Annotated in this window: 12 protein-coding genes; 9 read left to right on the forward strand and 3 right to left on the reverse strand. The window is 72.7% G+C overall.

The features are described 5' to 3' along the window. The first annotated feature begins 209 nt into the window (after positions 1 to 209). Positions 210 to 2,417 carry an MMPL family transporter gene (locus NR112_RS12345; protein WP_256794626.1) on the forward strand — a complete coding sequence of 736 codons (2,208 nt, stop codon included), beginning with the start codon at positions 210 to 212 and terminating at the stop codon, positions 2,415 to 2,417. A 52-nt stretch (positions 2,418 to 2,469) separates the two neighbouring features. Here the strand turns inward: NR112_RS12345 and NR112_RS12350 are convergent, their stop codons facing one another. Beyond that, positions 2,470 to 2,811, reverse strand: coding sequence for a DUF202 domain-containing protein (locus tag NR112_RS12350; RefSeq protein ID WP_256794627.1), 342 nt, complete (start codon positions 2,809 to 2,811; stop codon positions 2,470 to 2,472). Then, a complete protein-coding gene (locus NR112_RS12355; protein WP_256794628.1) occupies positions 2,808 to 3,173 on the reverse strand; it encodes a YidH family protein in 366 nt (121 codons plus the stop codon). Before NR112_RS12355 ends, NR112_RS12350 begins: the two co-directional genes overlap by 4 nt. Positions 3,174 to 3,320: 147 nt before the next feature. On the opposite strand from NR112_RS12355, the gene NR112_RS12360 reads away from it, so the two are divergent. The 4 genes from NR112_RS12360 to NR112_RS12375 all read left to right on the forward strand — a co-directional run bounded on the left by NR112_RS12360 (position 3,321) and on the right by NR112_RS12375 (position 9,336). Further along, positions 3,321 to 4,160, forward strand: coding sequence for an aldo/keto reductase (locus tag NR112_RS12360; protein ID WP_256794629.1), 840 nt, complete (start codon positions 3,321 to 3,323; stop codon positions 4,158 to 4,160). Between the two features lie 639 nt (positions 4,161 to 4,799). After that, the gene (locus NR112_RS22935; RefSeq protein WP_256794630.1) at positions 4,800 to 7,883 is read left to right on the forward strand and encodes a LuxR C-terminal-related transcriptional regulator; all 3,084 of its coding nucleotides are present in this window, start codon (positions 4,800 to 4,802) and stop codon (positions 7,881 to 7,883) included. Between the two features lie 110 nt (positions 7,884 to 7,993). Next, positions 7,994 to 8,200 carry a hypothetical protein gene (locus tag NR112_RS12370; RefSeq protein WP_256794631.1) on the forward strand — a complete coding sequence of 69 codons (207 nt, stop codon included), beginning with the start codon at positions 7,994 to 7,996 and terminating at the stop codon, positions 8,198 to 8,200. A gap of 5 nt (positions 8,201 to 8,205) precedes the next feature. Then, a complete protein-coding gene (locus NR112_RS12375; protein WP_256794632.1) occupies positions 8,206 to 9,336 on the forward strand; it encodes a lysylphosphatidylglycerol synthase domain-containing protein in 1,131 nt (376 codons plus the stop codon). Here NR112_RS12375 and NR112_RS12380 read toward each other — a convergent pair. Next, positions 9,311 to 11,116: an SLC13 family permease gene (locus NR112_RS12380; protein ID WP_256794633.1), complete on the reverse strand. Its 1,806-nt coding sequence runs from the start codon at positions 11,114 to 11,116 to the stop codon at positions 9,311 to 9,313. The genes NR112_RS12375 and NR112_RS12380 overlap by 26 nt on opposite strands. A 117-nt stretch (positions 11,117 to 11,233) precedes the next feature. Here NR112_RS12380 and NR112_RS12385 point away from each other — a divergent pair, with 117 nt between their 5' ends. The 4 genes from NR112_RS12385 to NR112_RS12400 all read left to right on the forward strand — a co-directional run bounded on the left by NR112_RS12385 (position 11,234) and on the right by NR112_RS12400 (position 17,105). After that, on the forward strand, positions 11,234 to 12,751 hold the full coding sequence (locus NR112_RS12385) for a leucyl aminopeptidase (protein WP_256794634.1): 1,518 nt from the start codon (positions 11,234 to 11,236) through the stop codon (positions 12,749 to 12,751). After that, positions 12,748 to 14,442 carry an AbgT family transporter gene (locus NR112_RS12390; protein WP_256794635.1) on the forward strand — a complete coding sequence of 565 codons (1,695 nt, stop codon included), beginning with the start codon at positions 12,748 to 12,750 and terminating at the stop codon, positions 14,440 to 14,442. Before NR112_RS12385 ends, NR112_RS12390 begins: the two co-directional genes overlap by 4 nt. A gap of 69 nt (positions 14,443 to 14,511) precedes the next feature. Next, a complete protein-coding gene (gene glsA / locus NR112_RS12395; RefSeq protein WP_256794636.1) occupies positions 14,512 to 15,561 on the forward strand; it encodes a glutaminase A in 1,050 nt (349 codons plus the stop codon). 101 nt (positions 15,562 to 15,662) lie between these two features. Next, positions 15,663 to 17,105, forward strand: coding sequence for a carboxylesterase/lipase family protein (locus NR112_RS12400; RefSeq protein ID WP_256794637.1), 1,443 nt, complete (start codon positions 15,663 to 15,665; stop codon positions 17,103 to 17,105). Positions 17,106 to 17,138 lie beyond the last annotated feature (33 nt).

Here is a 17,138-nt window from a genome sequence, read left to right on the forward strand (position 1 = left end):
GCCTCCTCGTCGGTGCTCCACGCGGGGGCCGTATGCCGTCGGCTGCCGGGGCGCGGCGGCGTCCCGTCGACGGGCGCGGCGTGGTGCGCGTCACCCTAGCGGAGCGGGCCGATCGGCTTGTCATCGAGTTAGCCGAACGGTTAACTTGAGAACCGCTGGCCAGTGACGCCCGGCACCGAAGCACCTCGAGACCCCTTGGAGTCACCCCCATGGCCACCCTTCTCTACCGGATCGGACGTCTCGCGTTCGGTCGTCGCGGCGTCGTCGCGTCCGCCTGGTTCGTCCTGCTCGCCGTGCTCGCCGGTGTGCTGCTGACCCTCGGCAGCGCCCCGACCTCCAGCGTCACGATCCCGGGCACGGAGTCCCAGCGGGCCCTCGAGGCGCTGGCCAAGGAGTTCCCGCAGGCGAGTGGGGCCTCGGGCACCGTCGTCGTCCGGGCGCCCGAGGGGCAGACCGTCGTCGCCCCCGCGGGCACGGCGGTCGTCGACGACGTCGTCACGAGGGCCGGGAAGATCCCGGGTGTCGTCGGGGCCCTCAGCCCCTTCGACACCAAGGCGCTCAGCCCTGACGGCCGCTACGGCCTCGTCACGGTCCAGTTCGACCGGACGGCGGACGAGCTGACCGCGGAGCAGCGCTCTGCCTACGAGGCGCTCGGCGACGGCGCCCCGAGCGGCTGGGCCGTGGCTGCCGGTGGGGAGCCCCTGCTCGCGACGCCGGAGATCGGCTCGACCGAGGGCATCGGCGTCCTCGTCGCGCTCGTCGTGCTCGTCATCACCTTCGGCTCACTCGTCGCGGCGGGGATGACGATGGTCAACGCCCTCATCGGGGTCGGCGTCGGCATGATCGGGCTGCTCATCGTCGGACATGCCGTCGAGCTCTCGAGCGTGACTCCGGTGCTCGCGCTCATGCTCGGTCTCGCGGTAGGCATCGACTACTCGCTCTTCATCACCTCGCGCTACCGGCACAACCTCGCCCTCGGGCTCGAGCGCCAGGAGGCGGCAGCGCGTGCCGTCGGCACCGCCGGCACCGCCGTCGTCTTCGCCGGGCTGACCGTCATCATCGCCCTCGCGGGCCTGTCGGTCGTCGGCATCCCGTTCCTCACCGCGATGGGCCTCGCGGCCGCCGGGACCGTGCTCGTCGCCGTCCTCGTGGCCGTGACGCTGCTACCGGCCCTGCTCGGTTTCGCCGGCGACCGGGTGCTCTCACGCCGGCAGCGCCAGGCCGACGCCGCCGGCACGGACCTCGACGAGAGGGCCGGCAACCGCGGCTTCGCCTGGGGACGCTTCACGGTGCGCCACCGCGTCCCGGTGCTCCTCGTCGGCATCGTCGTCCTCGGCGCGGTCGCGCTGCCGGCTGCCGACATGCGGCTCGCCCTGCCGGACGACGGCACGGCGCCGGCCACGAGCAGCAAGCGCGCCGCCTACGACCTCATCTCGGACGGCTTCGGCGAGGGTTTCAACGGCCGCCTCGTGATGGTGGTCCACGGCGACAGCGAGCAGCAGGCGAAGCAGGCCACGGAGGGTGCGGCCAAGGCGGCCACCGGTCTGTCCGACGTGATCGCCGTCGCGCCCGGGCAGACGAGCGCCGACGGACGCACGACGATCCTCGCGGTCATCCCGAGATCCGGCCCCACGGCGGAGGCGACCTTCGACCTCGTCCGCGACCTGCGCTCGGCTCTCGCCTCGACGGCCGGCACGACCGGAGCCGAGATCTCGGTCACCGGTGTCACGGCAGTCGGCGTCGACGTGTCCGACAAGCTCTCCGCGGCCCTGCCCGTCTACCTGCTCGTCGTCGTCGGGCTCGGCTTCGTCCTGCTCATGCTCATGTTCCGGTCGCTGCTCGTGCCGCTCAAGGCGACCCTCGGCTTCCTCCTGACGATCGGTGCCGCGTTCGGAGCGACCGTCGCGATCTTCCAGTGGGGCTGGCTGTCCTCGCTCGTGGGGCTCGACACTGCTGGGCCGCTCGTCAGCTTCCTGCCGATCCTGCTCATCGGCATCCTCTTCGGTCTGGCGATGGACTACGAGGTCTTCCTCGTCTCGCGGATGCGCGAGGACTTCGTGCACGGGGAGACCGCGCGCGAGGCGGTCGTCGCCGGTGTCGGGCACGGGGCTCGGGTCGTCGTCGCCGCGGCGCTCATCATGATGTCGGTGTTCGCCGGCTTCGTCCTCGTCGAGGACCCGATCATCAAGTCGATGGGCTTCGCCCTGGCCTTCGGGGTCGCGGTCGACGCCTTCATCGTGCGCCTGTCGCTCGTCCCTGCGGCCATGTCGTTCCTGGGCGACAGGGCGTGGTGGCTGCCGCGGTGGCTGGACCGCGCCATGCCCAACGTCGACATCGAGGGTGAGAAGCTCCGTCCCGCAGGCGGATCCGGTGACCCTGAGGGTGCCGAGCGACCGGCGGTCCAGACCGCTCCGTGACGTCGCCGACCTCGTATGCCGCGTGTCGGAGGGGACACGGCATACGAGGTCGTCAGCGGCTGGCGAGGACGACGACGAGGGTGAGGGCGGCGACCGCGAGGACACCGGCGATCGCGGCCGTCCTCGCGATCGGGGCCGCGGCCACCGTACGGCTGTCCGGGTCGTCGCGCATGCGCACGAGCCGGCTGCCGTCGCGGTAGCGACGTCGTGCCGTCAGCGCGAGGTCGACGCTCCACAGCAGGCCGAGGAGGGCGACGGCATACCCGAGGGGTCCGACCTGCGGGGGGAGCACCCGTATCGCGAGGAGCGAGCCGACGGCCACCGAGAGCGCCGTGCGGCGCCAGGCGAGGGACGTGCGCTCGGCCTGCAGCCCGGGGTCGGCTGGGGAGGTCACAGCAGCAGGCCGACGACGACGGCGAGCGCGACGAGCCCGAGCAGCAGGGCGATGGGCAGCTTGAGGCCCGACGACGGCAGCGGGGCGAGGCGGCGCATGGCGCGCTCGGTGCGCACCCACGAGAGCCAGGCCTGCGCGGTGGCTGCGAGCCCTGCGAGGACGAGCAGGAGGGAGATGGTCACGCGGAGCCAGTCGGTCACCGGCAGCTGGAGGGCCTCGACGGCGAGCCCGGCCGCGACGAAGGCCAGCCCGGTCCGGATCCAGGCGAGGAAGGTGCGCTCGTTGGCGAGGCTGAAGCGGGGGTCGGGGTCCTCGCCGTGGTCGAAGACGGATCGTGGAAAGCGTCCGCGGTCCTGGGCCATGTCCGTCGTCCTCCTCGTCGACGAGCCCGGGTGGGTCGCCGGGGTCGCACCGATCATCCTCCACCCAGGGCGGCCCCCGCCCCACGACCGCTCGCACGAGCCGGCCGCCCCTCGCCCCCGGCACGTGGAGTGCCTAGGTTGGGACCCATGACCCAGGTTCCGACCCGCACCCTCAGCGACGGCACGACCCTCCCCGCCACCGGCTTCGGCACGTACCCGCTCACGGGCGAGGACGGCATACGTGCCATCGTGTCGGCGCTCGAGGCCGGCTATCGGCTGCTCGACACGGCCGTCAACTACGGCAACGAGGCGGAGGTGGGCGAGGCGATCCGCCGGTCCGGCGTGCCCCGCGACGAGATCGTCGTCCAGACGAAGGTGCCGGGGCGCGACCACGCGTACGACCGTGCCATCGCCTCCGTCGAGGGGTCGCTCGAGCGCCTCGGCCTCGAGCAGGTGGACGTCGCCGTCATCCACTGGCCCAACCCGAGCGTCGGGCTCTACGGCGACGCGTACCGCGCTCTCCTCGAGTGCCGCGAGCGCGGCCTCGTGCGGTCCGTCGGTGTCAGCAACTTCACCGAGCAGCATCTCGCCGACGTCATCGAGGCGACGGGTGTCACGCCGGTGCTCAACCAGGTCGAGCTGCACCCGCTCTTCCCGCAGGAGCGTCTGCGAGCGGTCCACGAGCGGCTCGGGATCGTCACCGAGGCGTGGAGCCCGCTCGGCAAGCGGAACGCCCCCTTCGGCGCCGACCCGGTGGCTGCTGCCGCGGAGGCGCACGGCGTCACCCCGGCCCAGGCGATCCTGCGCTGGCACGTGCAGCTCGGCGTCGTGCCGCTGCCGAAGTCGTCGGACGCCCAGCGGCAGCGCGCCAACCTCGACGTCTTCGGCTTCGAGCTGTCCCACGCCGAGGTCACCGCCATCTCGGCGCTGGCGCGCGCGGACGGGCGCCTCTTCGGGGGCGACCCGGACACGCATGAGGAGATGTGAGGCTCGACCGGGCGCGTCGGGCCACGCAGCCGCGCGCGGCGGCGAGCTGGTCGGCGTCGGGCCGGAACCACGCCCAGCTGCCCGGGCGCCCTGAACGCCATCGATGCCGGCGGCGACGCCGAGGCCGTGGTGGTCCGCAGCACCTACGGTGTCGGCTCAGTCGCGGGGCTCGTCGTCGTCGTCCCAGTGACACATGCACGAGCACGTGTGGTCCACCGTTCCGTTCGCCGGGCACCTCTTGTGCCAACCGTTCTCGCACTCGGCACTCATGGCCATCGGTTCACCCCTTGTGAGGTCTCCACGCTCCTACCGCCCGGGCCACCGAGGGCGGGTCGCGCCCAGTGGGGCGTCCCGGCCGCTCGGCCCGGCAGCCGGCGGTCAACCGGTGGACGCACCCACGAGGGAACGCCTCAATCCTGAACGACGGCTGGGGGCAGGGGTACGGTGAAACCGGGCCGAGCGGCTGGTCACTTCGGTGGCTGGCGGCCGAGTGTCCGGCCCGAACGTGTCGCAGGCGTTACCCCTCACGAAAGTGCACCGTGATGCCCCTCCCAGCACGTCCTCCCTCCCACCGACACGCCACCGACCCCCCGGAGGCCGTCGGGCGACCTCCAGCGTCCTCCGGCCAGGGCTGACGCCGTGCACTCGGGGACTGCGCGCACGACCGACGGCCACGTCGACGGGCGGGCCTCCTCCACCCTCCCGCGCTCGCCCAAGCACCGACCGCCCGCCCTCACGGTCCGCACCGTACGACGGGCCACGATCCCCGCGCCCCTCCCGCTGGACTCGGCGACGGAGCGTGCCAGCGGCACGGTCGTGCTCGTCGCCGGCTCGGTCGGCACGGGCAAGACGACGTTGCTCGCGGACTGGTCGGGCGCGCTGGAGCAGCGCGGCGACCTTGTCGGCTGGGCCTCGCTCGACCGTGAGGACAACGACCCCCGGGTCATGGGCGAGACGCTGCTCGGCGCCCTCACGGCGGCCGTGGGAGCCCAGGTCCCCGCCGTCGACGCGGAGACGGTCCCGAACCGCGTCGGGCACGCGTTCGTGACCCGGCTCGTCCAGCTCGCGGGTGAGGCTCCTGCGGACACGTGGCTCGTCCTCGACGACCTGCACCTCGTCCGCGACCCGCGGTGCGTGGAGCTCGTCGAGCTGATCGTCCGATGGGCCCCGGCGCACCTGCACGTCGTCGTCGGCACGCGTGCCGACCCGGGACTGCACCTGGCCCGGCTGCGCCTCGAGGAGCGGCTCGTCGAGGTGCGCGAGCACCAGCTGCGCTTCACCATCGACGACACCCGTGAGCTGTTGTCCCGGCACGACGTCGGCCTCGACGAGGGCCAGGTGCGCCACCTTCAGGAGCTCACGGAGGGGTGGGCGGCCGGGGTCGCCCTGGCGGCTGTCTCGTTGGCGCGCGGTCGCGAGGCCGATGCCTTCCTCCGCGAGTTCGCGCGGAGCCACCGCGCGATGTCGGGCTACCTCGTCGAGGAGGTGCTGGCGAGCCTCGACGAGGAGGTGCGTGACTTCCTCGTCTCGACCTCGGTCCTCGAGGACCTCACGCCCGACCTCGCCGCCGCCGTGACCGGGCGCGACGACGCGGGGGCGCTGCTCGAGGCGCTCTCGTCGGACAACGCCATGGTCAGCGTCGACCGGCTCGGGTCGCCGACCTATCGCTACCACGTGCTGCTGCGCAGCTACCTCGGCGCGATGCTCGAGTCCCGTAGCCTCCGAGGTGCCCGGGAGGTCCATGCCCGGGCCGCCCGGTGGTATGCCGCCCACGACGTCCCGGGACAGGCGCTGCGTCACGCCGAGGCGGCCGGGGATCTCGACCTCATGAGCGACGTGATCCATCACCACGCGCTCCACCTGCTCCTCGACGGCCGGGCCGCCGACGTCGAGGCCGCCGTGCGCACGGTCCCGATCGGGGACCCCGTCATGACCGCGGTCGCAGCACTCGCGAGCCTCGACCTGTCGGACCCGGACGCCGCGCGGACCCAGCTCGTGTCACTCGCGACGCAGCCCGACACGTGGCTCGCCGGCGAGGTGGACGGTGCTCCGGCGGATGTCGAGCCGGCGCCCGACGGCCCGGGCCCCGCCGACCCGGGAGCGTTACCCCTCGAGCGCCTGCTGGCGGTCGGCCTCCGCTGGCTCTCCTTCGTGGGTGACGACGTGGGTCGACGGTCGGCTGCGGAGCCGGCTGCGGGTCCGGCTGCGGGCCCGGCTGCGGGCCCGGCTGCGGGTCCGGCTGCGGGTCCGGCTGCGCGCCTCGGCGCCCAGCCCAGCGGCGACGAGCGCGTCGCGGACGGCCTGACCGCCGAGCTGTCCTCCACCTTCCGGGCGTGGTCGGGCAGCCGGTCCGCACGCAGCCACGTCGTGCCGACCCTCGACGACTCCGTCCCGAGCACCATGGCGGGAGAAGGGCTTTCGGAGCGGAGTCGGCTGATGGGCCGCGCGCCGCACGAGCACGCCCAGACCGACCTCGACCTCCTCGACGAGCTGACGAGCGGGGGCGTCCTCTTCGGCGCCGGCCGTCTCGACGACGCCCGGACGGCCTACGGCGCGGCCCTCGGCACCGCTCGCCGTGCCGGGCACCTGCTGTCCGCCCTTCAGGCCATGGTCGGGCTCGCGTCGGTCGCGGCCGGCCGGGAGGACCTCGTCGAGATGACGGCATGGTCCGAGCGTGTGCTCGCCGAGGCGCAGGGCACGCCGTGGGCCCGGTCGCCCCGGCTCCTGCCCGCCCATGTCTTCGCGGCGTGGGGCGCCCATCAGGTCCTCGACATCGCGACCGCGCGGGACCGCAACCGGACCGCCCTCGCGCTGATCGCCGAGGTCTCGTCGATGATGCCCGCGCTCGTGTCCGGGAACGGGGAGCCCGGCGACGCAGCCTCCTCGACAGCGGCGCGCGGCCTCGAGCAGCTGGGTCGGCTCGCGCGGATGCTCGACGCCGACCTCGACCTCGAAGAGGATGCGGACGAGCCCGGTGCCCGGCAGGACGTGGTCGCCCGCGTCATGGCGGGAGCCAGGGACGTGTCGCGACTGTCGATGACCCCGGACCTCGCCGTGGGCGAGCTGTCCCGGGCGCACCGGATCGTGCTGCTCGCAGGGTTCCCGCGACTCGCTGTCGAGGTCGAGCAGCTGAGTGACGGGCTGCCCGGGTGCGAGGTCGAGATCGCCGTCATGGCGGGGGTGCGCCACCTGTGGGACGGTGACGACGCCGCTGCCCGCTCGGCGGTCGCGCCCCTGCTCGCGGTCGACCCTGCGATGCTTCCCCTGCGCGCGGCCGTCACGGCGCACCTCGTCAAGGCGGTGGTGGCCCATCGCAACGCCCAGCCCACCGTCGCGCACGAGGGACTCGTCGTCGCCCTGACCCGAGCCGCTCCCCAGCGCGCGCTCCGGACGGTGCTCGAGGTCGCGCCTGAGGTCGCCGAGGTCCTCGCCGTCGGTGCAGGACGGCTCGGCGAGCTCGAGCCGTTCGCCCTCGAACTGCGCGAGCACTCCCGTCCGGCTGCGGACCTGCGCCCGGATCCGCTGCTCGAGGTCGCCCTCAGTGCCCGCGAGCTCAGCCTGCTGCGTGAGCTGCCGTCGCTCCTGACCGTCGCCGAGATCGCCGACGCGCGAGCCGTGAGCCGCAACACCGTCAAGACGCAGATGCGGTCGCTCTTCCAGAAGCTCGGCGTCGGGTCGCGCCGCGACGCCGTGGCAGCAGCGCGTCGTCTCGGGCTCCTCTAGGACGCCGACGCGTCGAGGTCACCCGCCCGGGGTGACGCCGCGACGCGCCCGGACGGGCACCATCGGAGCAAGAGCCTTCGGCATCCGGTCCGACCCGCGAAGGGGGCGGCGTGCGCTACGAGTTCATCCTGGCCGAGCAGATCCCCGAGGTCGCCCGCGCGGCCTTCCCGGAGCTCGACGAGTCGACCGTCCCGGTCGGCGCGCTGGGCTCGGTCATGTACGGACACGTCGTCGACGCACCGCACCTGCACGGCATCCTCGACCGTTTCCAGGACCTCGGCTTCACGCTCCTCGAGCTGCGTCGCCTCCCGGACTAGGACCGGTGACCCAGGAGCCCGCGGGGGACTCTGCGGTCGGCCCCCCTGAGCCAGGGCGGTCCGAGCAGCCGCAGGAGCCGCCGTCGCGAGGTGAGGGGCGGCGACGGTCGACGCGACGACGGACGCTGCTCGTCGGTGCCCTGCGGATCGGTCTGACACTCGTGGCGCTGTGGTGGTTCTCCCGCGTCGTGCGACGGGTCAACTGGTCGGCCGTGTGGGACGCCGTGGCCGGCCTGACCCCGGCCCAGGTCGTGGCCCTGCTGGGCGCCGTCGCGCTGCGCCAGTGCCTCAATGCCGGCCCACTCGCAGTCTTCGTGCCGTCCCTCGGACTGCGCCGGGCCGTGTCGAACGACCTGTCGGCGAACCTCGTCGCGACAGTCGCGCCCCCGCCGGGCGACGTCGTGCTGCGCATCGCGATGCTCCGGTCGTGGGGGATCCCGTCCGCCGAGGGCATCGCCGGCATCTCGCTCAACACCCTGACCTACTACGTCGCCCGTTTCGGCGCACCGGTCCTGGGGCTGGGACTGGCCGCGGTCGCTGGACAGGTCGAGCCGGCATACGTCTGGACCGCTGTCTCGAGCGGGGCGGTCAGCCTCGTCGTCGTCGTGGGGCTCGTCATCGCGTCCCGCGGTGAGCGACCCGCCGCGCGTGCCGCCGGATGGGTCGGCCACCAGCTGCGACGTGTCACCCCGCGGGTCGACCCCGCGGCGTGGTCGACCCGCGCCACCGAGTTCGTCCGACAGGCGGGCGACGTCCTGCGCCGCGGTTGGGGCCGGGCCATGGCCTGCCAGGTGGGACTGGTCCTCAGCGAGGCGCTGTTGCTCGTGCTGTCGCTGCGCTTCGCCGGCGTGCCGGCGCTCGTGGCTCCCACCGTCACCGTCGTCGTGGCCCTGCTCATCAGCTACCCCCTCACAGCACTGCCCTTCGGCGGCCTCGGGGTGCTCGACGGCGCCGTCATCGCCATCCTCGGCCTGGAGCAGGGACCGTTCGAGACGAAGGCCATCGCGGGGCTCGTCGTCTTCCGCGTGTGCTGGATGCTCGTCCCGCTCGCGCTCGGAGCCGCGGCGGTCACCCGATGGCGGCGCGCCCACGTCGCCGAGGCAGCGGCCGTCAGAAGCGCCACACGAGGGGAATGACGGTGACGGCCACGACGAGCCACAGGAGCAGGACCGGAAGCCCGAGGCGCCAGTAGTCGCCGAAGCGGTAGCCGCCCGGGCCCATGATCATCATGTTGGCCGGCGTCGCGATCGGGGTGAGCAGCGACGCGGCCCCGGCGACCGCGACGAGCATGAGGACCGGCAGCACCGAGACCCCGGTCTCCTGGGCCGCGGCGACCGCGATCGGCACGATGATGAGCACCGTGGCGGTGTTGCTGACGACCTGCCCGACGACCGCGGTCAGGGCGAAGAGCGCGATGAGGAGCGCGTAGGGGCGACCCGCGCCCACGACGTCGATGAGGCCCCGTGCCACGAGGTCGGCCGCGCCGCTCGTCTCGATCGCGGTCGACAGCGGGATGAGGCCACCGATGAGCACGACGGTCTGCCACGAGACGGCGCGGTAGGCCTGGTTGACGCTGATGACCCGGGTCAGCACCATCGCGGTCGCGGCAGCGAGGCCTGCGATCGCCGGCGGCACGACTCCGAGCGCGAGCAGGGCGACCATGACGAGGAGGACGACGATCGCCCGGCCCGACCGTGGACCGAGCGGAACTGCTTGTCGCCGAACGAGATCCGGGGAGTCGACGAGCAGCACGTCACGGTCGTGCACGAGCTCCTCGATGGCCGTCCACGTGCCGTGCAGCAGGAGGCTGTCACCGGCGTTCAGCTCGAGCGGCGCAGCCCCCACGTCCTTGCCGAGACGACGGATCCCGAGCACGACGAGGTCGCTCGCTCGCATCTGTCCGGGGAAGGCCGTCTCGCCGACCAGCGGCGAACGCGGGGGCACGACGACCTCGGCCACGCCGACCTCGCGGTTCATGATCCCGGCCGACTCGACCGTGATCGGCCGCATCGCGACCGCGAGACGCAGCTCGGGCACGAGCCGGCTCACTGCCTCGCTCGCCCCGCTCACGACGACGACGTCGTCGTCACCCACGGGGGTCGGGCCCGTGACGACGTGGCCACCGGTGCTCTGCACGCCGATGAGCGTCACCCCCGGGTATGCCGCGAGGTCGAGACGGTCTGCCGGTACCCCGACGACGGGCGACCCGGGACGCACCCGGAGGCGGTAGAAGCCGTCGTGCAGCTCGTAGTACGCCGGGAGCCGGTTGGCGTGACGGCCGAGGTCTCGCACGGGCTGCGACGAGGTCCGGCGGGGGAGCACCCGGGGTCCGAGCAGGACGCCGAGCGTCACGGTGCCGATGACGAGAGGCAGCCCGACGACGGCGAAGTCGAAGAAGCCGAACGGCTCCGAGCCGGCGTCGACGGCTGCGTTGGAGACGATGACGTTGACCGGGCTGCCGGTCAGGGCGAGGAGGGACCCGGCGCTCCCGGCGAAGGCCATCGGCATGAGCATGACCGACGGGGACCGCCGGATCCGGGTGGCGAGGACGAGCACCATGGGCAGCAGGGCGGCGACCGAGCCGTTGAGGGTGATGACGGCGGTGAGCACGGCACACAGCCCGAGCACCGCGACCATGAGCCGCACCGCCCCGTTGCCGACGACGTCGATGAGCCGCTGGCCGGCCCACGTCGTCACGCCGGCTGAGTCGATGGCCTCGCTGACCACGAAGAGGGAAGCGATGAAGACGACGACAGGGTCGCCGAACCCCGACAGGGCCGTGTTCGCGTCGACGAGTCCCGTCGCGTACAGCGCGAGGCAGGTGAGGACGGCCACCCCGCCCACGGGCAGCCGGTTCCAGATGAAGAGGACGACGGTCGCGGCGAGGACCACCAGGCTCGTCGTCGCGGGGCTCATCGCCCCATCGTCCGGGCTCGGGGACCTGGTGCGGTCACCCACGACGGGTGAATCGGTCGCCGGGCGGCACGGCCATGCTCGGAAGGGCCAAGACCAACGTCTCCCGAAGGAGTCGGCGTGAGCACCCCTGCCATGCGCACTCTGGATCCCATCCCGTCCACCCGTTCGTACGTCACGGTCGACGCCGTCACCGAGCTCCCCGGCGCCGACGAGGTCGGGGCGGTCGCGGTGCCCGTGGCCGAGGGTGCCGACCCGCCGGCCGACCTCGGGCAGGACGCCGCTGCACTCGCCGCCGCCGGCTTCACCGGTAGACGCGGGGAGACGATCGTCCTTCCCGGCGGGGGGCGGGCCCTCGTCGCGGTCGGCATCGGCGCCGTGGACGACGTCGACGAGGCCGCGGTGCGCGACCTCGCCGCGACGTTCGCACGGGCCGTGCCACAGCACACGAGGCTCGCGGTGGAGCTGCCCGACCGGGAGATCGGGCTGTCACCCCGAGACTTCGCCCGGGCCGTCACCGAGGGCGTCCTCCTCGCCCGCTGGCGCTTCCGCATCAGCGAGTCCGACGACGATCCCGTCCTCGAGCGGCTCGTCCTCGTCGCCCCCGCCGAGCACTCCGAGGCAGTCGTAGAGGGCGTTCGCCGTGGTGTGGTGCTCGCACGAGCGGCAGCCCTCGGCCGCGACCTCGCCAACTGTCCGGCCGCGGCGCTCACGGCGACCCGCATCGGCGAGGTCGCGCAGGAGCTCGGCCCTGACGCAGGACTGGACGTCGACGTCGTCGGCCTCGACGAGCTCGTCGAGATGGGGTGCGGCGGCCTGCTCGGGGTCAACCTCGGCAGCGTCGAGGAGCCCCGCATGGTCCGCCTGCACTACGTGCCGGAGGGCGAGTCCCGAGGGCACCTCGCCCTCGTCGGCAAGGGCATCATGTACGACTCCGGCGGGATCAGCCTCAAGCCGAGCGACGAGTCGCACGCGCAGATGAAGAACGACATGACCGGTGCGGCCACGGTCCTCGCGGCGATGACCGCGCTCCGTGCCGTCGGCTGCCAGACCGAGGTGACCGGCTACCTCATGTGCACCGACAACATGCCCTCCGGCTCGGCGCTCAAGCTCGGCGACGTGCTCCGGATGCGCAACGGCAAGACCGTCGAGGTGCTCAACACCGATGCCGAGGGACGCCTCGTCATGGCCGACGCGCTCGCCCTCGCCGTCGAGCTCGACGTCGACGCGATCGTCGACATCGCCACCCTGACGGGCGCGTGCCTGCGGGCGCTGGGCGTCGACATCGCCGGCGTCATGGGCAACTCGGACGCGCTCGTCGAGCAGGTCCGTGCGGCCGGTGACGCGGTCGACGAGCCGGTCTGGCCGCTGCCGCTGCACCGCCGATACCGCTCGCAGCTCGACTCGCCGATCGCCGACATGACCAACATGGGCGGCCCGAACGCCGGTCAGATCACGGCGGCCCTCTTCCTCGAGGAGTTCGTCGGTGGCAAGCCGTGGGCCCACATCGACATCGCCGGCACGGCACAGCTGCCGGAGGCCAGGGGCTGGCGCAACAAGGGCGCCACCGGGTTCGGCAGCCGGCTCCTCGTCGAGCTCGCCTGCGCGTTCGAGAGGCCGACCGAGGGGGACGCATGAGCACGGTCGCGGACACACCGCAGTCGCCGGCCGACGAGGAGGGGAAAGGCGCCGGCAAGCCTGGGGGGACCCAGCGCTTCCTCGACGCGATCGAGCGTCTCGGCAACAAGGTGCCGCATCCGGCGCTCATCTTCCTCGGCCTCATCGTCGCCGTCATCGTGCTCTCGCACGTGCTCTACCTCACCGGTGCCAGCGTCACGGCCGACGTGGCCGAGCCCGGCTCGGTCCCCGCGGTCCCGGACTACGAGGGCGGCACCTCGCTTCCCGGCTACCCGCACCCGCCGACCGGCGCGGTCCCGGACTACGAGATCGAGCGCGAGACGATCACGGCCAACAGCCTCTTGACGGCGGACGGCATCCGCTTCATCTTCACGACGGCCGTGCAGAACTTCAACGACTTCGGCGTCGTGGCCGTCATCCTCGTCGCCATGATCGGCGTCGGGGTCGCGGAGGAGGCCGGACTCATCGCCGCCCTCATCCGCAAGATGGTCAAGGTCGCCCCGCGCGGCGCGATCACCTTCATCATCGTGCTCCTCGGTGGCATCTCGAGCGTCGCCTCCGACGCCGGCTACCTCGTGCTGATCCCGCTCGGTGCCGCGGCCTTCGTGTCGCTCGGGCGCCATCCCCTGGCCGGTATCGCGGCGGCGTACGCCGGCGTCAGCGCCGCCTTCTTCGTCAACGTCCTGATCACCCCGGCCGACGGCATCATCACCGAGGTGACGAACGAGACCATCGGTCTGGTCGCTCCGAACGTCGAGCTCAACGTCACCCACAACTTCTTCTTCAGCACGGCGTCCCTCCTCTTCTGTGCCGTCGTCATGACGTGGGTCACCGAGCGCCTCCTCGAGCCACGGCTCGGCCGGTGGAACCGCGCAGAAGGACCCGACGACGTCCCGCCCGAGACGGTGCCGACCGACGACGAGATGGCGCTCGAGTCGCGCGGACTGCGGATGTCACTGATCTGGACCCTCGTCGCCGTCGCCGTCGTCGCCCTGCTCACGGCTCTGCCGAATGCGCCGCTGCGCAACCCCGAGACCGGGGAGGTCTTCGGGTCCTCGCCCTTCATGAGCAGCCTGCTCTTCATCATCTCGATGCTCTTCCTCGCGGCCGGCCTCGGCTACGGCCGGGGGGCGAAGACGCTGACCGGCAGCACCAACGTCATCAACGCGATCGTCAAGACGTTCAACGGCCTCGGCGGCCTGATCTTCCTCATGCTGCTCATCGCCCAGTTCATCGCGTACTTCAACTACTCGAACATGAGCAGGCTCGCGGCGACGGGCCTGGCCGACGTCCTCGAGAGCGCCAACATCGGGGCGCTCGCGCTCCTCGTCGGCTTCATCCTGCTCGTGGCCGTCATCGACCTGATCATGCCGGGGGTCATCCCCAAGTGGGCGATCCTGGCGCCGATCTTCATCCCGCTCTTCTACCGGCTCGGGATCGCGCCGCAGACGGTCATCGCCGCCTACCGCGTCGGCGACGGACCGATGAACGTCATCACGCCACTCATGGTCTACCTGCCCTTCATCGTCCTCGTGTGCCAGCGCTACCAGAAGAAGGCCGGACTCGGCACCGTGGTGTCGATGATGATCCCGTACACCGCGATCGTCCTCGTCACGTGGATCCTCTTCTTCGTCGCCTGGTACCTGGTCGGGATCCCTTGGGGTCCAAGCGCTCCCGTCCACCTCAACTGACGCCGTCGGTACCGGTGGCGTGACGTGGACGTGGGGGCCGACGGTTCCGGGGGCAGCGTCGCCGGCCCGGTGGGCGACCCCCGGTCCGTGGCGCCGGACGGTCCGGTCGCCCGGGTGTCGACCGGTCACCTGCCGGACGACGCCACGGTCGGGGAGCTGCTGCGGGTGGCCTACGACCGGCACCGCCACGTGGCCGACGGCGACGTCGCGACGTACATCCCACAGCTCGCCCGGGCCGACCCAGCCTGGTGCGCGGCCTCCGTCGTCTCGGTGTCAGGGCGCGCCTTCGAGGTCGGCGACGTCGGCGTGCCCTTCTCGATCCAGAGCGTCTCGAAACCCTTCGTGCTGGCTCTCGTCGTCGAGGCGCTCGGGCACGACCGATCGCGAGACCTGTTGGGCGCCAACGCGACCGGCCTGCCCTTCAACTCGGTGATGGCCGTCGAGGTGCACGACCACCGCACCATGAACCCCATGGTCAACGCCGGCGCCATCGCCACGACGAGCCTCACCCCGGACGTGGCCGGCCTGAGTCGCCACGACAGCGGCGCCGAGGCCGCGTGGGGTGTGGTCGTCGACGGGCTCTCGGCCTTCGCCGGGCGACGTCTCGCCGTCGACGAGGACGTGTACGCGTGCGAGTCCGGCACGAACCTGCGCAACCGTGGCATCGCCCACCTGCTGCACAGCTACGGGCGGGTGCACTGCGACCCCGACGTCGCGACCGACCTCTACACCCGGCAGTGCTCGCTGACCGTCGACGTGCACGACCTCGCCGTCATGGCCGCGACGCTCGCCGACGGGGGCGTCAACCCGGTGACCGGCCAGCGCGTCGTGTCGGACGGGACCTGTGCGCGCGTGCTGGCCGTCATGGCGACCGCCGGCCTCTACGAGCTGTCCGGCGACTGGCTCTGGGAGGTCGGCCTCCCGGGCAAGAGCGGCGTCAGCGGGGCCGTGGTGACGGTCGCCCCCGGCAAAGGAGGTCTGGCCGCGTGGTCGCCGCCCCTCGACGCCGCGGGCAACAGCGTGCGGGGTCAGCTCATCACACGCTCCCTGAGCCGGGCGCTCGGGCTCAACGTCTTCGCCTCGGCACCCGATCCGCACGCCGCGCCGCGGGGCGACTGACCGAGATCGGGGGCGCCCGCGGTCGCACCGAGGTCCCCGCGCCCGGTCGCTCCCGCGCAAACCGTTCGCGTCGCGCCCGTCGTGGTGGAGACAATCGTCCGGTGGACATCGACCTCGAGGTCACGGGAGGCGTCGTCCGCGGGGTCACCGACGGCGACCTCGTGGTCCTCAAGGGCATCCCCTACGCGGCCCCACCGACTCCGTTCACCGCGCCCGAGCCGGTGCGGCCCTGGCACGGCGTCCGCGAGGCCGTGACCTTCGGGCCCCCGCCCCCGCAGTCGGGGGCCTTCGGGATGGACGCCCTGGCCGACCGCGGTGACGACTGGCTGACGCTCAACGTGTGGTCGCCCGACCTCGACGGCCGGCTGCCGGTCATGGTCTGGATCCAGGGCGGCGCCTACGTCTTCGGCAGGTCGGGCCTCCCGGAGTACGACGGAAGCACGCTCGCCCGGGGCGGGGTCGTCCTGGTGACCTTCAACTACCGGGTCGGCCTGGACGGCTTCGGCTGGGTCGAGGGGACGCCGCCGAACCGCGGGCTGCTCGACCAGGTGGCGGCCCTCGAGTGGGTCCGCGACAACATCGGGGCGTTCGGTGGGGACCCCGACCGGGTGACGGTCTTCGGGCAGTCCGCAGGCGGCGGTTCGGTGGCTGCCCTCCTGGCCATGCCGCGTGCCGCCGGCCTCTTCCACCGGGCCGTCGTGCAGAGCATGCCCGGTACCTTCTTCACCCCTCGGTTGGCCGCCGACATCACGCGGGCCTGCGCAGCCGAGCTGGGTCTGGAAGCCGCTGAGCTGCCTGCGGCCGACCCCTGGGCCCTGCCGACCGCCGGTGACGCCCTGGCCTCGACGATGTCGCGCCACGCGGATCGCTGGGGCCGCGCCGCCCACGCCCTGGTGCCCTTCGCGCCGGTCGTCGACGGAGACGTGCTCCCGACCACGCCGTGGCTCGGGCTGACCGGCCAGGTGCCGGTGCTGGTCGGTCACACGCGCCACGAGCAGCGGTTGCTCACGGCACTCGGCGGACTGCTCGGCGAGGTCACCGCGGACCAGGCCGTCGAGGCCGCCCGGATCTTCGGCCCGGACCCGCAGCGCTACCGCGACAGCTTCCCCGACCCCGAGGAGCTCTACGACGTCGTGCGGTCGGACTGGCTCTTCCGTATGCCGTCGCTGCACCTCGCGCTGGCCCAGCTGGCAGCGGGCGGGCGGGCTCACCTCTACGAGCTGACCTGGCCGGCCCCGGGCATGGGGGGCGTGCTCGGCGCCTGTCACGGCCTCGACGTGCCCCTCGTCTTCGGCAACCTCACGCTGGGCCAGCCGGCTGTGCTCATCGGTGAGCCGACGGCGGAAGCGGAGGCCGTGTCGGAACAGATGCGGCGCGCGTGGACGGCGTTCGCGACGAGTGGTGAGCCGGGCTGGCCGTCCCACGACACCGGTGCGACGCGGCTCTTCGACGCGGCGCCTTCGGTCGCGGACTACCCGGAGCAGGTCTCCCGCGAGATCTGGCACGAGCCGCCGGGCGTGCTCGACCTGGTCGGCACGGACTGACCGCGGAACCGGATGGCCCGGCCCCGGGGGCGG

Source organism: Terrabacter sp. Ter38 (assembly GCF_024519435.1).
In the GTDB taxonomy this organism is placed as follows: domain Bacteria; phylum Actinomycetota; class Actinomycetes; order Actinomycetales; family Dermatophilaceae; genus Terrabacter.